Origin of the sequence: Rickettsia endosymbiont of Pantilius tunicatus (assembly GCF_964291875.1) — a bacterium.
Lineage (GTDB): Bacteria > Pseudomonadota > Alphaproteobacteria > Rickettsiales > Rickettsiaceae > Rickettsia.
In genome coordinates this window covers 406,214-420,961 of record NZ_OZ198175.1, presented here as the reverse complement: position 1 = coordinate 420,961, position 14,748 = coordinate 406,214, and the positions used below count along the sequence as shown (strand labels likewise).

Sequence of the window (14,748 nt, the reverse complement as noted above, 5' to 3'; positions counted from 1 at the left end):
GGACCACTATATTTAAAAATTTTTATGCCATATTACCTCCAGATTTATAGTTATTAATACGATAACTTTTACCTTTTATGTTTAGTATATGAGCATGATGTACCACTCGATCAATAATTGCATGAGTTAATACTTCATCAGCAAATATTTCATTCCATTTTTCAAAATCCTTGTTTGTGGTAATAATGGTAGATTTATTTTCATATCGTTTAGCAATAATATTAAAAAAGTCTTCTACTGAATGTTTTGGCAATTGCTTAAACCCGAGCTCATCAAGAATTAATAAATCAAACGATAGGAGTAATTTAACCTTTTTGTGATAACTATTATCTGCTCTTGCAATATGTAAATTATAAAGCATATCCGATACCGTAGTAAAATATACAGAGTATTCTCGTGTTAAAGCTTTTAATGCTAGCCCAATGGCAAGATGAGTTTTCCCAGTTCCTGAATCACCTATGAATATTACATTTCCCTTAGTATTAATATAATCACAAGTTGATAAATCACTTATTACTTTGGCATCAACACTTGGTTGGAAATTAAAATCAAAGTCTTCTAAATTTTTAGTTACCGGTAATTTAGCAGCACTTTTACGGCGACGGTAATTATTATCCTTACGGTTAGATTTTTCATCTTCACATAATAGTGATAGAAATTCTTTAAATCCTAGTTTATTATTTTGAGCATAAATAATCCTTTCATTTAAACTATTGACTATACCTGATAATCTAAAGCTTCGTAGGTCATTAAATAAGTTCTGCATTATTACCTCCAAACTCTGGTAATGGTAAGTTTACTGCATTACTATTTAAAATATTCTTAATTTTAGAGTAAGAACTTATACCATAATGTAGTGCTCTATGACAGGCTTTATCTATTAAGTCATCATTGTAAACCTTACGTAAAGAAATGATGCCTCTGGCACAACGTTGCCAATCATTCACTCTTGTTTGTTGTAATGATTCTAATAATAAACTGCAATTATTCCCTATCTGCTGCATTTGTTGTTGATAATGTTCACTATATTCTATAAAACCTGGGCATAGACGTTTGTGTTTGGCATAATGAGACGGATTAGTGGTAAATATCCCCTTGCCCTCTGTTCTAACATGTCTTGCTATTAAATCATTTTGTATAGAAAATATTTGAACAAGTTTTGGGGACAATTGTACCATTACATCACTGTATATATATTTTGCTGGTACAGAGTAATAATTATTATCTATGGTAATATGACAATCTTTTGCTACTTTTCGATTATGCCAAGATGACAAATCAAAAGTTTCTAATGGTAAAGGAATTAAACTACTTCTTTCCTCTTGCTCAAACAGTTCTCTAGGTATTCTCTTAGTAGTACCATGTATTCGGCTATTGACCTTATTTAACCAATTTGCAAGACCATGTGTTAATTCTTCATATCTATCAAATTTACGACCAGCAAAAAAATTATTTTTAACGTATTTTATTCCCGACTCAACTTTGCCTTTTTCTTGCGGTTGATAAACTCGACAAGGAGAAAGTAAAATTCCATAATGATCGGCTAAGCACTTATATTCCTTCTGATATACTGGCTCATAAAAATTGGCATCTACCACTCCAGCTTTAAGATTATCAAGTTTTATTACTTTTGGACTACCAGCAAAATAATTAAATGCATTGATATGACATTGAATCCATGTTTGACAACTTTGATCAAACACTACTTCATAATAATCAAGGCGACTATAGCTTAAACGCATATTAAATACATATGCTTTAACTCTACGCCCCTTAGAATTATACTGTAAGCCTATGTCACCAAAATCTACTTGTGCTTCCTCTCCTGCTAAAGTATGAAAACGAATGCAACTGTTATCCTTAATTTTATATTTTTTGATATAACGGGTCAAAGAAGTATAACTGCTTGTATAACCTTGATTTTTTAACTCCTCAAAAATTCTTATGTAACTTAGATTTTTTTCTAATAACTCAATTATTTTTTCGTGCCAAAAATCCAAAACTGAAGATCGTTCATAGATTGCTGGGGATTCTGTACCAGCCTCTACATAGCGGTTTATTATTTTTCGTACTGTTTTGCGGTCTGTTCTTGTTAGTTTGGCAATATTCCTTTGACTATTGCCTTGTTTATAAAGGGTGATAATTGTTGTATACATATTTATTCTTATCATTGTATCACTAGATATTTACTTGCTTAATTATCTAGTGAATATTGCACATTAACCTTATTAGGTCACACCAACTTCTCTGGTCCCTTTTTCGTGCAATTTACTGGTCCCTTTTATTTTAGCAATGACAACTGATGAATATGTTAAAACTATCGCATCATTTAAACAATTAAATGCTTGTGTTATTTTAAATTCGTATCCTTCTTGATTGTAACTCATAATAATACTCCTTTTTAAATTTAACTTGCCTTACTAAAAACTTTTCTACACTCTCATCCTAAACTATGGTAAATTAAGTTGAAGTTTGCGTATTAAAGAATTGAATTAAAGCATTATATAATTGATCAAATTGAGTAATTGTAGCTTTAATCCATCGCTTCATATTGGCCCAAAATTTCTCTATTGGATTTAGATCAGGGGAGTAAGGTGGTAAGAATATTATCCTACAACCTACTGATTCTATTAGTTCTTTGGTCCTTTGAGACTTATGGAAAGCAGCGTTATCCATCACTACAACTTGTCCAGGTTTTAGCTCTTTTATTAAAAATTCTCCAACCCAACTTTCAAATAATTGTCTATTACATGTTCCATTAAATATCATCGGTGCTATACACTCTTTATTAACATAACCAGCTATGATATTTGTTCTGTTGTAATATTTACCGCTTTTTTTACCAATAAGTTTTTCGCTTTTTTTGCCCCATCCTCTATCTTTGCAGATATTTATCTCAATACCACTTTCATCAATATATACAAGATGTTCTATTGGTGTATCTTTTATGACCTCTTGGTACTTATCTCGCTTTTCTTGACTTGCTTCCAAGTAGGAAAAGTCTTTTTTTTATAGCTAAAACCTAGTTGCTTTAACCAATAATACGCACCCACAGAACTCATATTAAAATACGTACCCATTTCTAATAATGTGAAATTAGGATTAGAACTCACGTACAACTCAACATCTTGACTTGTTACCCGTCCTTTTTTGCCTCCTATTCTTCTTGCTAAATAATGTCCTTCGGACTTATATCTCTTATACCAATTCCTTACTGTGTTTGCTGCTATTTCAAATCTTATCGCAGTGCTATTGCAGCTATTACCTCTTTCTACATATCCTATAACTCTTTTTCTAAAATCTTGACTATATGATCTTGGCATTTTCCTTTATATATATCATCCCTATACTCAAACCTCAACTTAATTTACTATATAGCAGATAAATTAGGTATAGATATTAAGGAGGTTGATAAACAACTTCTAAAAAGTGGTCATACTGTGGGGCAAGCTGGTGGTGTATGGCTTTGTTGCATAAATAAGATTTGTAGAGAAAGAGTGGTGATAATCTGGTAAGATGCCCTGAATTAAAAATGATCCAGATTATATGAGTTCTCGGAAGAAAGCCCCTTTTAGTAAATTACGCAAATATTCTAAATATAAAATAACGAATTGATTAGAATATAATAATTTTTTACGCAATAGGGGTCGCATAGATTTTATGATTGCCAGTGATTTGGCTACTGTCTGGTATGCTGATCACAGAGAGGAAATGAAACGAGGGAGGCCTAGACGCTATAGTGATCACGCTATATTACAGTGTTTGAAGATCAGATGCTTATTCGGTCTTAAGTTACGCCAAACCCAAGGCTTGATAAACTGGCTCTTTGAAATATCGGGTTTATCCATTAGATGCCCAGACCACACAACATTAAGTAAGCGTATGAAGTCATTAGATCTTAGGTACTTACATGGAAATCAAGATAAAGAATTTAGTTATATTGCAATGGATAGTACAGGGATACAAACCTACACAGGGAACGAATGGCTAGAAAATAAGCATGGTAAGCAATATAAGCGTCGCGCATATGGAAAAAGCTACATATCGTTATAGAAGACCAAGGTATGATACTTGCCGATAGTACCACAGAGCATACTATAGATGATAGATCACAGATTGGTGACTAACGAATATTAGAATTCCCTATGACGAATATTAAAATTACCTATTTTTGAGTAAAAAATATTGTCTAGTGTATTATATTATTATCCTCCAATTTTATAGTTAATTTTTTTTCTTTTGCTGTAGCGATTCTATAACTTTCAGTATTCAGTTCAAGAATTGAAGAATGGTGAACCAATCTGTCAATGGCTGCTGATGTAGTCATTTCGTCTTTAAAAATGGAATTCCATTTTGCAAAAACTAAATTGCTAGTAATTAATACACTACGCATCTCATAACGTTCAGCTAATAAGGTAAATAAAACATCAGTTTCCTCACGATTATATGGTACATATGATATATCATCAATTATCAATATTTCAAAATAATCGAATTTTTTAATAATTTGCTTAAGTTTTAAACTAAGCTTTGCTTCTAGTAATTGTTGAACCAAATTAGCTGCTGTTGTATATAATACACGCCTACCGGCAAGACACCACTCACGTGCTAAACCTATACTAAGATGACTTTTGCCAGTACCAGGATTACCAAAAATAAGTATATTTTCATAGCGATCCATAAATTCTCCTTGTGCAAGATATTGGATCTTAGTTGACGATAATCCTGGGATACGCTTAATATCAAAGTTGCTTAATAACTTATCTCGAGAGAGTTTTGCTTGCTTTAGCAATCTGGCGATACGTTGCTGATGTCTATGTTCTAACTCACGTATGGCTAACTCTTGTAGATAATCTATATATGTTTTCTTTTCTTGCTCAAAGCTTTCTGCAACTGATTTATAGCATGATGCAAAAGTAGGTAAACAAAGGTTCTTGAGTAAATTATTTAGCGGTTGCGGAGTTATTATCTTTTTACTCATGCGACCTCCATTGTTTTAAAGCAATGTAATTGATCATATTCGGACAGTACTGGTTGATTAATTTTTACTGAACAAACAGTTTTAGTCTGACTATTTAGTAAATCTGTAATATGATCAATTATTGGTTCAATCTTCTCTTCTACTAGCATTTCTAATGCAGCAACTACATTCAATTCTCCATACATTTTTGCTAATTGTAATATTTTAAGATATATTTTATGCCCCTTATATGGATATATAGATATCAGCTGGTCATATACCTGACGAAATATAGCACGTGGAAATAAAGCTTCATAATATTGATATTGGGCAAATGCTCCAGGTTTACGTACTAAACTATCAATGATATGTCTATAATCAATAACATAGCCATTGCTGATTCTAAACATTTTTTGTAAACATTTGTTACCATAGTAAAGCTCTATTTCTTCAGAATAAATATAAGCTTTTAAAGTATAACCTATTAAGCGACTAGGCACAGAATAAGCTACAGATAAAATACTAACTGTACTGCTTGGGTTAACACGTACTGATAATATTGTAGGTGCATTCCATTTCCTGATTGGTAACTCTTTTAAATAAACTAATTCTTCAGCTAATTTTTCTTTTCTACAGCTATTGCGCTTTTCTTTAATTTGTGTAAGGAATAATTCATAAGCTTTTAAATCAACAAAATTACGTGATCCACGTAATAGCAAATGTTGATTCACTGCTTGCTTAAATGTATCATGACTTTTTTCAACAGAACCATTTTCATGACTGACACCGGGATTATTTCGCGATGGTGCAACATCGTAATAACCAAGCAATTCTTGCCATTTTTCTGTAAATTGTCTACTATTACCACATTGCTTGGTAGCTGCACTTAAATTATCTGTACGATGCTCTGGTAAAACTCCACCTAACTCCCATACAGCTTTTTCAAACCCTGATGCTAATGTATCAAAACTTTCACTATGGCATATGCTGAAAGTTTCCCAACATGAATAAGGCAATATAAAATGAAATAGTAAATGAGAATATGGTTTCCCATCAATACAAATACCTAATTGATTCATATTGGTCCAATCAGACTGGCTTTGTTTGCCAGGAAGAATATTTTGTAAAAAGATGACTGGCTTATCCTTACCATGTTCAGCTCTCCATTGTTTCAACCTTTTCTGCAAACAGCGTAATTGCTTTCCATTATAATTTCCATGATACTTTTCTGTCAAATATGCTAATATGGTAGTTGCTTGCAACTCCGGTGCTGATCCTAGCATTGATTCTATTTCATCCCAGTGCTTAACAAATGGATCCTTACGTGTCCTATATTTACGTACTGTTCGTAATTCGCTTGGATACTTATTAACACCTAAATATTTACGTGCTGTTTTTACACTCATACCTGCTTTTGCAGCAGAAATTATCTGATTATATTTTTTGATCTTTTGCATTAAAATACCTACTTGTTTATTTGTACATGTCATCAGTAATTCTCGAATAATAAATAAATCTTAAAAAGAAATTTTTATTCGATATTACTGTCCATAGTTACTTCTTTTTTATAGGTAATTTTAATGTTCGTTGAGGGTATTTCTAATATTCGTTAGTCAGTTCAGTACATTTTAGCAATTTATCTCTTATAGCTTAATGCGATAAGATAGTGACTTAGAGTATGAGTTAGATTATACTAAATGAAAAACTTATGGCAAAGGCATATTCATACGATTTAAGAATACGAGTAATAAAAAGTTTAACAGATGGTAAAACAATAAAAGAGACTTCTGAGATATACTCTATTAGTAGGAAGACTATAATAGAATGGAAAAAATTAAAGAAACAAACCGGCGATATCAAAGCAAAAAGTGGTTATCATACAGGACATCGTAGAATAATAAGAGACATAGAAGGATTTAAAAAATTTATAGAATTAAATTTTGATAAAACCACCATGGAACTAGCTAACAACTGGAGTCAAAAAGTATCTGCAAGTACGATATCAAGATTGCTTAATAAATTAGGTTATATAGTAAATTAAGTTGAGGTAAACCCCATTCTTTATCTAAAATTTTTAGTTGATCTTTAATATTAGAAAAATTATTAAGCGGAGGGATCTGAGCTTTATGTAATTTATCCATTACCTTGCAAGCTATAGCAATTTTATTATCTGACGAATATCCTTTTAAAGAAACACCAGGCGCTGCTTTTTCAAGCAATAATGCATTATCTTTTTGGGCTAGAATATCTACAACTCCAGAGTTTTTAAAAGCTTTTAATGCTTCTGTTTCTTGCAATAGTTCATTGTTATCAAAGCCTATTTTTAATATAATAGGTGTATTATTTTGATATCCCAAAAGAACATAGTTAAAGGATAAATTATTTATAGATTTGAGTTCAGTTAAATTCCATTCTATAGCTAGCTCTGTTACAATTTTAGGTAATTTTTCAAGCCAAGCTTTTCCTTGCTCTTTATATTTACTGATTATATTATTTCTAAATCTATCCATATTATTGATTATATTATGAAATTTTTTGAAAACCAAAATAATAATAAACCTAAATTATTTATCTTTTATTTAGGGGGAAAAATAGAAAAATGTAATATAGAAATTCACGATGTAATATTTGTTGTAGGACAAACTGACATTGAAATAGCAAATAAAATTAAAGAAAAATGGATTGGCAGTATTAAATCTTTACATATAGATTCTTGGTTTATGATAGAGAATGTTGATGGATTTGAGATAGAAGTTAATCAAGACAAAATAAAATCAACATCTAATAATTTGTTTTTGTTAATTTAGGCTATTACTTACAAGACATCTTTGGCGAAAGTCATTTTATGACTCTAACAGTAGCAAAATCTAGAGCAGAGGCGATAAAAATAGCGAGGAATAAACTTTTTGCTAATCACAAAATGCTACATACAGACAATATTTATGATATTGATGAATGCATGAAAATAGAACAAATAGAGGATTATCATATATCATTAAAATATACTGGTACTGCAAAACTAAACACTATAAGTAATGGATATCAAAAGTTAAGTTATTAATCATAATTTTTATTTAAAATAAAATCTTCTAATTTAGCCGTATCTTCAGTATCAATTTCAAAATCAGGAATATATGGTATATTGTCGCCTCGATTGCGATTTCTGTAAACTTTAATAGGAAAAGAAAAAATACCTAGCTTACTTGGTAGCTTGACCGTTCTTAATTCCATATATAGCCGGTCGGCTTTTGTAGTCTTTCCTACAAGAATTACATTTTGAGTCATTATTTTTAACTCATCGATAAAATCAAGTGTGCTACTTACATTTTTCTCATCAATAATTACAATAATTTTTGCTTTAACTGGATTTAATAAAGAAGTATTTAAGGGTAAAGATTTATCAAATAGTAACTCTCTAATAATAAGGTTGCTTTTCTTGTAAATTTTTCTCTAACCCTTCAATAATATCTTTTAAGACAAGGGCTTGGATATTGTTTATATAAATTTTTAACATGGTTTAAATTATTAAGGCTTACCCGCCAATCTACATAAGCATTTTTATAAGCTAGATTTCTTTGTTGTGTAGCATAATTTTTTTCAAATAATTGATCAATAAGCTTACTACCATAGTCCGAATTCCCGCCTTGATTACCTCTTAAATCAAAAACTATTATATTCTTTTTTCTAAAGTTTTTAATTATAGCTAGAAGTGAATTAAATTCTTGTTGTTGCAACTCAGTTAAATCAAAGCTAGGTAAATCTATCCAAACAATATTTTTAAGAAAATACTTAATTTGAAATGGTTTAAAATTAGAAAGTATTATTTTTGGCGTTTCATTATACCAATTAACGCTTAAATGAGTATCGTTAAAATTGCTGATAAAAGCTTCTATAATTTGCTTAGGGCTTTGAGATGTTTCATAAAAAGCTTTGTTTGCTTTTAAATAATTATATTCAAGGTTTTCCTTAAATGTTGGATCTCCTTTATTAAAAATACCAGGATGATTTTCTTAAATTTCGTTATAAATATATTTAAGATCGCTGTTTCTGTGATTACCATTCTGACAGCTAGTTAAAAAAATAATACTAAAAAATATATGAAGAAAAACCATATCTTATGTATATGATAAGATGAATGCTCTTAACGATGTTTTTTATTGCTCATTTTATTATTTATATTCTCTATTTTTTGTAATTAAACTTAATTTTTTGAGTATAAACAGAAGATTTGACAAGAGGAATTAAAAAATTTGCATTGCAAGCTTGGCAGCGACTTACTCTCCCATGCCTTATGACATAGTATCATTAGCGCTATGAGGTTTCACGTTCGAGTTCGGGATGGGATCGTGTGTTTCACTCATGCTATAACCACCAAGCTAGCAATACAAACTTTTAAGTAGTAGATTGTATTGATTTGCTGTTAGTGCTGTTGCAAGACTTTAAAAAACCTTGAATATATTTGAATATATACTGTAGTTTAATCTACAGATTTTATTTCGCAGTTAATGTCCTGAGAGCCCGTGACTTGATCACGGAACCTTAGTTTTAGTAGATCCCTGCTTTTAGCTAGGAATGACATATAAAGCCGTACAACAACACTTTTATTAATTGATAAAGCTATTTTAACCTGATAACTTTGTGAGTTGATACTGACATATTATAGAATAAACACTATATACATGTGTAATCTCACAGCAAAGTAAATCAATCGAGCTATTAGTATCAGTTAGCTACACACATTACTGTGCTTCCACACCTGACCTATCAACGTGGTGGTCTTCCACGGCTCTAATGGGGAAGTCTAGTTTTGAGGTGGGTTTCCTGCTTAGATGCATTCAGCGGTTATCCCTTCCGTACTTAGCTACCCAGCTGTGCCGTTGGCACGACAACTGGTCCACCAGGGGTACGTCCACCTCGGTCCTCTCGTACTAAAGGCAGATCCTCTCAAACTTCCTACACCCACGGCAGATAGGGACCGAACTGTCTCACGACGTTCTAAACCCAGCTCACGTACCACTTTAATCGGCGAACAGCCGAACCCTTGGGACCTTCTCCAGCCCCAGGATGTGATGAGCCGACATCGAGGTGCCAAACGATTTCGTCGCTATGGACGCTTGGAAATCATCAGCCTGTTATCCCCGGAGTACCTTTTATTCGTTGAGCGATGACCCTTCCACTCGGGACCACCGGATCACTATGACCGACTTTCGTCTCTGCTCGTCTTGTCAGACTCGCAGTCAGGCTAGCTTATGCCATTGCACTCTAAAAGTTGATTTCCGACCAACCTGAGCTAACCATCGCGCGCCTCCGTTACTCTTTGGGAGGCGACCGCCCCAGTCAAACTACCCACCATGCATTGTCTCGGATCCTGATTCAAGGTTCTCGGTTAGATGTCAAGAACCAAAAGGGTGGTATCTCAAGGATGACTCCACAAAGGCTGACGCCTCTGCTTCATAGTCTCCCACCTATCCTGCACATTTGATTCCTAACACCAGTGCAAAGCTATAGTAAAGGTTCACGGGGTCTTTCCGTCTGACCGCGGGAACTCCGCATCTTCACGGAGAATTCAATTTCGCTGAGTCGATACTGGAGACAGCGGGGAAATCGTTACGCCATTCGTGCGGGTCGGAACTTACCCGACAAGGAATTTCGCTACCTTAGGACCGTCATAGTTACGGCCGCCGTTCACTGGGACTTCAATTCAGAGCTTGCACCCCTCCTCTTAATCTTCCAGCACTGGGCAGGCGTCAGACCCTATACTTCGTCTATTGACTTTGCAGAGCCCTGTGTTTTTAATAAACAGTCGCTACCCCCTAGCTTGTGCCACCCACAAATGGTTGCCCATATGTGGGTCATCTTTCTTCCGAAGTTACAGATGCAATTTGCCTAGTTCCTTCAGCATCGTTCTCTCAAGCGCCTTGGTATACTCTACCTGTCCACCTGTGTCGGTTTCGGGTACGGTCTATAATGAAGGTGTTATTTCCTGGAAAATATTCGCTGCACAATCAATCCAATAAGACTGTACAACTTACTACTTTCGTCACATCCTTCAGGTTCAGGAATATTAACCTGATTCCCATCGATTACGCCTTTCAGCCTCACCTTAGGGACCGACTAACCTTGCGCAGATTAACTTTACGCAAGAACCCTTGGACTTTCGGCGAGAATGTTTCTCGCATTCTTTATCGCTACTTATGTCAGCATTCTCACTTCCGATACCTCCAGCAAACCTTACGGTTCACCTTCACAGGCTTACGGAACGCTCCGCTACCACTCACACTAAATGTGTGAATCCGCATCTTCGGTACATGACTTGAGCCCCGTTACATTGTTGGCGCAAGAAAACTTATTTAGACTAGTGAGCTATTACGCTTTCTTTAAATGATGGCTGCTTCTAAGCCAACATCCTAGTTGTTTTGGTCTTCTCACATCCTTTAACACTTAGTCATGATTTAGGGACCTTAGATGGCGGTCTGGGCTTTTTCCCTCTCGACTATGGACCTTAGCACCCATAGTCTGTCTGCTATGCTATACTCATCGGCATTCGGAGTTTGATTGAGTTTGGTAAGTCTGTGGGACCCCCTAGCTCATTCAGTGCTCTACCTCCGATGGTAACCGCTATAACGCTCTACCTAAATAGATTTCGCGGAGAACCAGCTATATCCGAGTTTGATTGGCCTTTCACCCCTAACCACAGCTCATCCCCTACTTTTTCAACAGTAGTGGGTTCGGTCCTTCAGCGGATTTTACTCCGCTTTCAACCTGGCCATGGCTAGATCACTCGGTTTCGGGTCTAATTCATCTAACTATAGTCGCCCTATTCAGACTCGCTTTCGCTACGCCTACACCTAACGGCTTAAGCTTGCTAGATAAACTAAGTCGCTGACCCATTATACAAAAGGTACGCCGTCACAAGACGTAAATGCTTGCTCCGACTGCTTGTAAGCATTTGGTTTCAGATACTATTTCACTCCCCTTGTCGGGGTACTTTTCACCTTTCCCTCACGGTACTTGTTCACTATCGGTCACTAGAGAGTACTTAGGCTTAGAGGGTGGTCCCCCTATGTTCAGACAGGATTTCACGTGTCCCGCCTTACTCAAGGACTTCAAACTTTTTACCTATACGGGACTATCACCCTCTACGGTCAACCTTTCCATGTTGTTTTAGTTATTTTTTTGAAGCCACTGGCCTGGTCCGCGTTCGCTCGTCACTACTAACGGAGTCTCGGTTGATGTCCTTTCCTCCAGCTACTTAGATATTTCAGTTCGCTGGGTTTGCCTCATATAGCTATGTATTCACTATACAATACCTAATAAATTAGGTGGGTTTCCCCATTCGGAAATCTTCGGATCAAAGCTTATTCACAGCTCCCCGAAGCTTATCGCAGCGTATTACGTCCTTCATCGCCTTCTAATGCCAAGGCATCCACCAAATGCTCTTATTATATTTACTTACGCTTTATTACTTGAGATTACACGATGCATACAGAATTAATTTTACAATTTCTTCAGTATCTAACTCACGATATAAATTTTTATTATCGCGGTGTATTTAGTTTTTAGCTTTATCAACTTTTTAAACAGCTACAAAGTTTTGTGTTTCAAACCTTGTGTGATTGATTTTATATCCATAATTTTAGATGTTGTCAAACACTATTTTAAATAATTTTTAAATTTCTTTTTTGCGATAAGAATAAAATATTATTTTAGCTTCTTTTAAGGATAGACCTTTTTGGCTTTCCATTAGGGTTTATTGCACTATTTGGAACTTTTATATCTTTCCCTGAATCTTCAAAAAAGAATCTGCCCTTTTGTAAAATTTTATTCACTTCTTTTAATTCCCCTTGCCTATTTACTAAGCCTTTCTCTGTTTTAGCAAACAATAAATTACCATCTTTTCGTAATACTATCTCTTCATCAGCTTCAAAATTTTTAGATATTTTTAAATTACCCTCCTTATCAAACTTACCTAAAATATTTTTTGTAAATCGGCAAATTCTGCAAAAGCGTATAATTTTAGATTCTGTTTTATTTGTTCAGGTTCAGTTACATATTTCCCAGCTTTATTAATAAAACCAGTTATTTCATATTTGGAATCTTTACCATACGGAGTTTTTTTAACAAGGAATTGAGTTTCAGTAAGTAATTTAGTTTCATTTTCTACCTCATCATCAACTATATTAATTATATTCCTCTTTATAGAATAAATCTCACTATTTTTATCAAGCTTTGGAGTAAATTCTTTAATGTCAGGATTTTCATTAAATTGAACTGATTTTTTATCTTTATTCATAATTGCCCTTTATATTACCAGCTAAAATGATACTCCTCGCAGCAGAGCTACGAGGTATCTATCCAAAAAGTTTTAACTGTTTTTGTTGAAATGCTTTATAAGAAGGTTTGCCTGAACCTTTATTTTTTACATAATTACGTAATTTCCGCTCATCACCATGTTTACATACTGTGCTCATAAAATATCCTTTACTCCAAAACTCACTTCCCCATAATTTTTCTTTAAGATTTGGATATTTCTTAAACATTTCCTTAGATGTAATACTTTTTATGATTTGAGTTATTTTTGTTGGGCTATACATTGGTATTGACTGTAGTAAAAAATGTACATGATCTTTATCTACTCCTATTTCCAAAAATCTAATTTCATAACGAGCTTCTATGTCCTCACAAATTTTACATAAATAATCGTCTAGTTCCTCATTGAATATTACTCTTCTATACTTTGCCGGTGTTACTAAATGATATATTAGTACTGTGACATTATGACTTTTATGTATATAACTGCTTTCTTCCATGCATCTAGTATATCACGAAGCAGAGCTTCGGGGAATTAAACCCTAAGAGATTAATTCACACTTAGTTTTTTAGTCATTACTTTTTATATTTTATTCTATTGATCGTAGAAATCCAAAAATTTTTGTCACTGTAACTTGTACTTGTTAAAAATACAACTTCAACTTATTTTTTAATATTTTATTAATATATTTGAGTTGCAGCAAGAAAAATGATTTCTTAATATTTATTAATAGAAGTACTTAATAAACATTAAAAGGTTAATTATGTTTAGACATGAAAATAATACACTATTTTTAGATAATTTAAATGAAAGAGAAATTAACCAAGTATTAGAATTATTAGGTTCTCATCCTGAAATTAATGAACTTACAATTGTAAGGAATAATGATAATGAGCTATTAAAAACATTAGCTGATTCTAATAAAAGTCAAAATATCACTTCTTTAATTTTAAGAAATAGTAATATAACAGATGAAGGAATAAAGCACTTACCTATAAATCTTAATTCTTTATATTTCTCTTTCAGTAGTATAACAGATGAGGGGCTAAAGCTCTTACCTACAAATCTTAATTCTTTAAATTTAGATTATAGTGATACAGTTAATGAAGCAATAAAATATTTACCTAAAACTCTTACTTCTTTGAATTTAGCTAACACTAATATAACAGATGAAGGAATAAAGCAATTATCTGAAACCCTTATTTCCCTTACTTCTTTGAATTTAAATAACACTCAAATAACAGACAAAGGATTACAAAACTTACCGCTAAATCTTATTTTTTTAAATATAAAAGGTACTAATAATGTAGATATATCTACAAATTTGCTTGGGAAAGTTATTTAAGTAGAGCAGGGTATGATACGGAATTATTTACTTTAGAACAGATTATAGATGAAAGACCAAATATTGATTTACGGGGTAATGAATTTTCCGAAGAGCTTATTAAAATAAGAAAAGCCAGCTCTATGCCAAAAA

16 protein-coding genes, 2 rRNA genes and 1 pseudogene are annotated in these 14,748 nt (G+C 33.3%); 5 read left to right on the top strand and 14 right to left on the bottom strand.

Features of this window, described 5'->3' with window-relative positions:
• Positions 1–22: 22 nt before the first annotated feature.
• The 5 genes from istB (ACICQC_RS02520) to ACICQC_RS02500 form a co-directional block, all read right to left on the bottom strand.
• Complete coding sequence (istB, locus tag ACICQC_RS02520) at positions 23–766, bottom strand: IS21-like element helper ATPase IstB (protein ID WP_341790851.1); 744 nt, start codon at positions 764–766, stop codon at positions 23–25.
• Positions 750–2,156 (bottom strand): IS21 family transposase, encoded by a 1,407-nt coding sequence (gene istA / locus ACICQC_RS02515; RefSeq protein ID WP_395476243.1) that lies wholly within the window; start codon positions 2,154–2,156, stop codon positions 750–752. Before istA (ACICQC_RS02515) ends, istB (ACICQC_RS02520) begins: the two co-directional genes overlap by 17 nt.
• A 72-nt stretch (positions 2,157–2,228) precedes the next feature.
• Positions 2,229–2,387, bottom strand: a complete 159-nt coding sequence (locus ACICQC_RS02510) for a DUF5424 family protein (RefSeq protein ID WP_395477274.1) — start codon at positions 2,385–2,387, stop codon at positions 2,229–2,231.
• Positions 2,388–2,460: 73 nt separating this feature from the next.
• Positions 2,461–2,991 carry an IS630 family transposase gene (locus tag ACICQC_RS02505; RefSeq protein WP_395476342.1) on the bottom strand — a complete coding sequence of 177 codons (531 nt, stop codon included), beginning with the start codon at positions 2,989–2,991 and terminating at the stop codon, positions 2,461–2,463.
• Positions 2,946–3,323, bottom strand: coding sequence for an IS630 transposase-related protein (locus ACICQC_RS02500; protein WP_395476240.1), 378 nt, complete (start codon positions 3,321–3,323; stop codon positions 2,946–2,948). Before ACICQC_RS02500 ends, ACICQC_RS02505 begins: the two co-directional genes overlap by 46 nt.
• Before the next feature lie 337 nt (positions 3,324–3,660).
• Between ACICQC_RS02500 and ACICQC_RS02495 the strand changes: the two genes are divergently transcribed.
• Entirely contained in the window at positions 3,661–4,053 is a 393-nt protein-coding gene (locus ACICQC_RS02495; protein WP_395477273.1) for a transposase, read from the top strand.
• Positions 4,054–4,189: 136 nt separating this feature from the next.
• Here ACICQC_RS02495 and istB (ACICQC_RS02490) read toward each other — a convergent pair whose 3' ends face one another.
• Both istB (ACICQC_RS02490) and istA (ACICQC_RS02485) read right to left on the bottom strand, forming a co-directional pair.
• On the bottom strand, positions 4,190–4,981 hold the full coding sequence (gene istB / locus ACICQC_RS02490) for an IS21-like element helper ATPase IstB (RefSeq protein ID WP_395476338.1): 792 nt from the start codon (positions 4,979–4,981) through the stop codon (positions 4,190–4,192).
• The gene (gene istA, locus ACICQC_RS02485) at positions 4,978–6,450 is read right to left on the bottom strand and encodes an IS21 family transposase (protein ID WP_395476339.1); all 1,473 of its coding nucleotides are present in this window, start codon (positions 6,448–6,450) and stop codon (positions 4,978–4,980) included. The genes istB (ACICQC_RS02490) and istA (ACICQC_RS02485) overlap by 4 nt, the downstream gene beginning before the upstream one ends.
• Positions 6,451–6,668: 218 nt before the next feature.
• Here istA (ACICQC_RS02485) and ACICQC_RS02480 point away from each other — a divergent pair, with 218 nt between their 5' ends.
• Complete coding sequence (locus ACICQC_RS02480) at positions 6,669–7,001, top strand: IS630 transposase-related protein (protein WP_395477272.1); 333 nt, start codon at positions 6,669–6,671, stop codon at positions 6,999–7,001.
• Here ACICQC_RS02480 and ACICQC_RS02475 read toward each other — a convergent pair.
• On the bottom strand, positions 6,973–7,470 hold the full coding sequence (locus ACICQC_RS02475) for an aminoglycoside phosphotransferase family protein (protein ID WP_395477271.1): 498 nt from the start codon (positions 7,468–7,470) through the stop codon (positions 6,973–6,975). The genes ACICQC_RS02480 and ACICQC_RS02475 overlap by 29 nt on opposite strands.
• Positions 7,471–7,485: 15 nt before the next feature.
• Here ACICQC_RS02475 and ACICQC_RS02470 point away from each other — a divergent pair, with 15 nt between their 5' ends.
• Together ACICQC_RS02470 and ACICQC_RS02465 are read left to right on the top strand one after the other, a co-directional pair.
• On the top strand, positions 7,486–7,767 hold the full coding sequence (locus ACICQC_RS02470; RefSeq protein ID WP_395477270.1) for a DUF1543 domain-containing protein: 282 nt from the start codon (positions 7,486–7,488) through the stop codon (positions 7,765–7,767).
• Between the two features lie 38 nt (positions 7,768–7,805).
• Positions 7,806–8,021 carry a DUF1543 domain-containing protein gene (locus ACICQC_RS02465; protein WP_395477269.1) on the top strand — a complete coding sequence of 72 codons (216 nt, stop codon included), beginning with the start codon at positions 7,806–7,808 and terminating at the stop codon, positions 8,019–8,021.
• Here the strand turns inward: ACICQC_RS02465 and ACICQC_RS02460 are convergent.
• From ACICQC_RS02460 to tnpA, 6 genes and pseudogenes are all read right to left on the bottom strand, one after another.
• A complete protein-coding gene (locus ACICQC_RS02460; RefSeq protein WP_395477268.1) occupies positions 8,018–8,191 on the bottom strand; it encodes a hypothetical protein in 174 nt (57 codons plus the stop codon). The genes ACICQC_RS02465 and ACICQC_RS02460 overlap by 4 nt on opposite strands.
• Before the next feature lie 227 nt (positions 8,192–8,418).
• Complete coding sequence (locus tag ACICQC_RS02455; protein WP_395477267.1) at positions 8,419–8,694, bottom strand: S41 family peptidase; 276 nt, start codon at positions 8,692–8,694, stop codon at positions 8,419–8,421.
• A 527-nt stretch (positions 8,695–9,221) separates the two neighbouring features.
• Positions 9,222–9,336: ribosomal RNA gene (rrf, locus tag ACICQC_RS02450) — 5S ribosomal RNA — on the bottom strand.
• A gap of 319 nt (positions 9,337–9,655) precedes the next feature.
• Positions 9,656–12,414: ribosomal RNA gene (locus ACICQC_RS02445) — 23S ribosomal RNA — on the bottom strand.
• 252 nt (positions 12,415–12,666) lie between these two features.
• A pseudogene (locus tag ACICQC_RS02440) lies at positions 12,667–13,043 on the bottom strand (hypothetical protein).
• A 268-nt stretch (positions 13,044–13,311) separates the two neighbouring features.
• Positions 13,312–13,770 (bottom strand): IS200/IS605 family transposase, encoded by a 459-nt coding sequence (gene tnpA, locus ACICQC_RS02435; RefSeq protein WP_395477266.1) that lies wholly within the window; start codon positions 13,768–13,770, stop codon positions 13,312–13,314.
• Between the two features lie 264 nt (positions 13,771–14,034).
• Here tnpA and ACICQC_RS02430 point away from each other — a divergent pair, with 264 nt between their 5' ends.
• On the top strand, positions 14,035–14,616 hold the full coding sequence (locus ACICQC_RS02430) for a hypothetical protein (RefSeq protein ID WP_395477265.1): 582 nt from the start codon (positions 14,035–14,037) through the stop codon (positions 14,614–14,616).
• Positions 14,617–14,748: the final 132 nt, after the last annotated feature.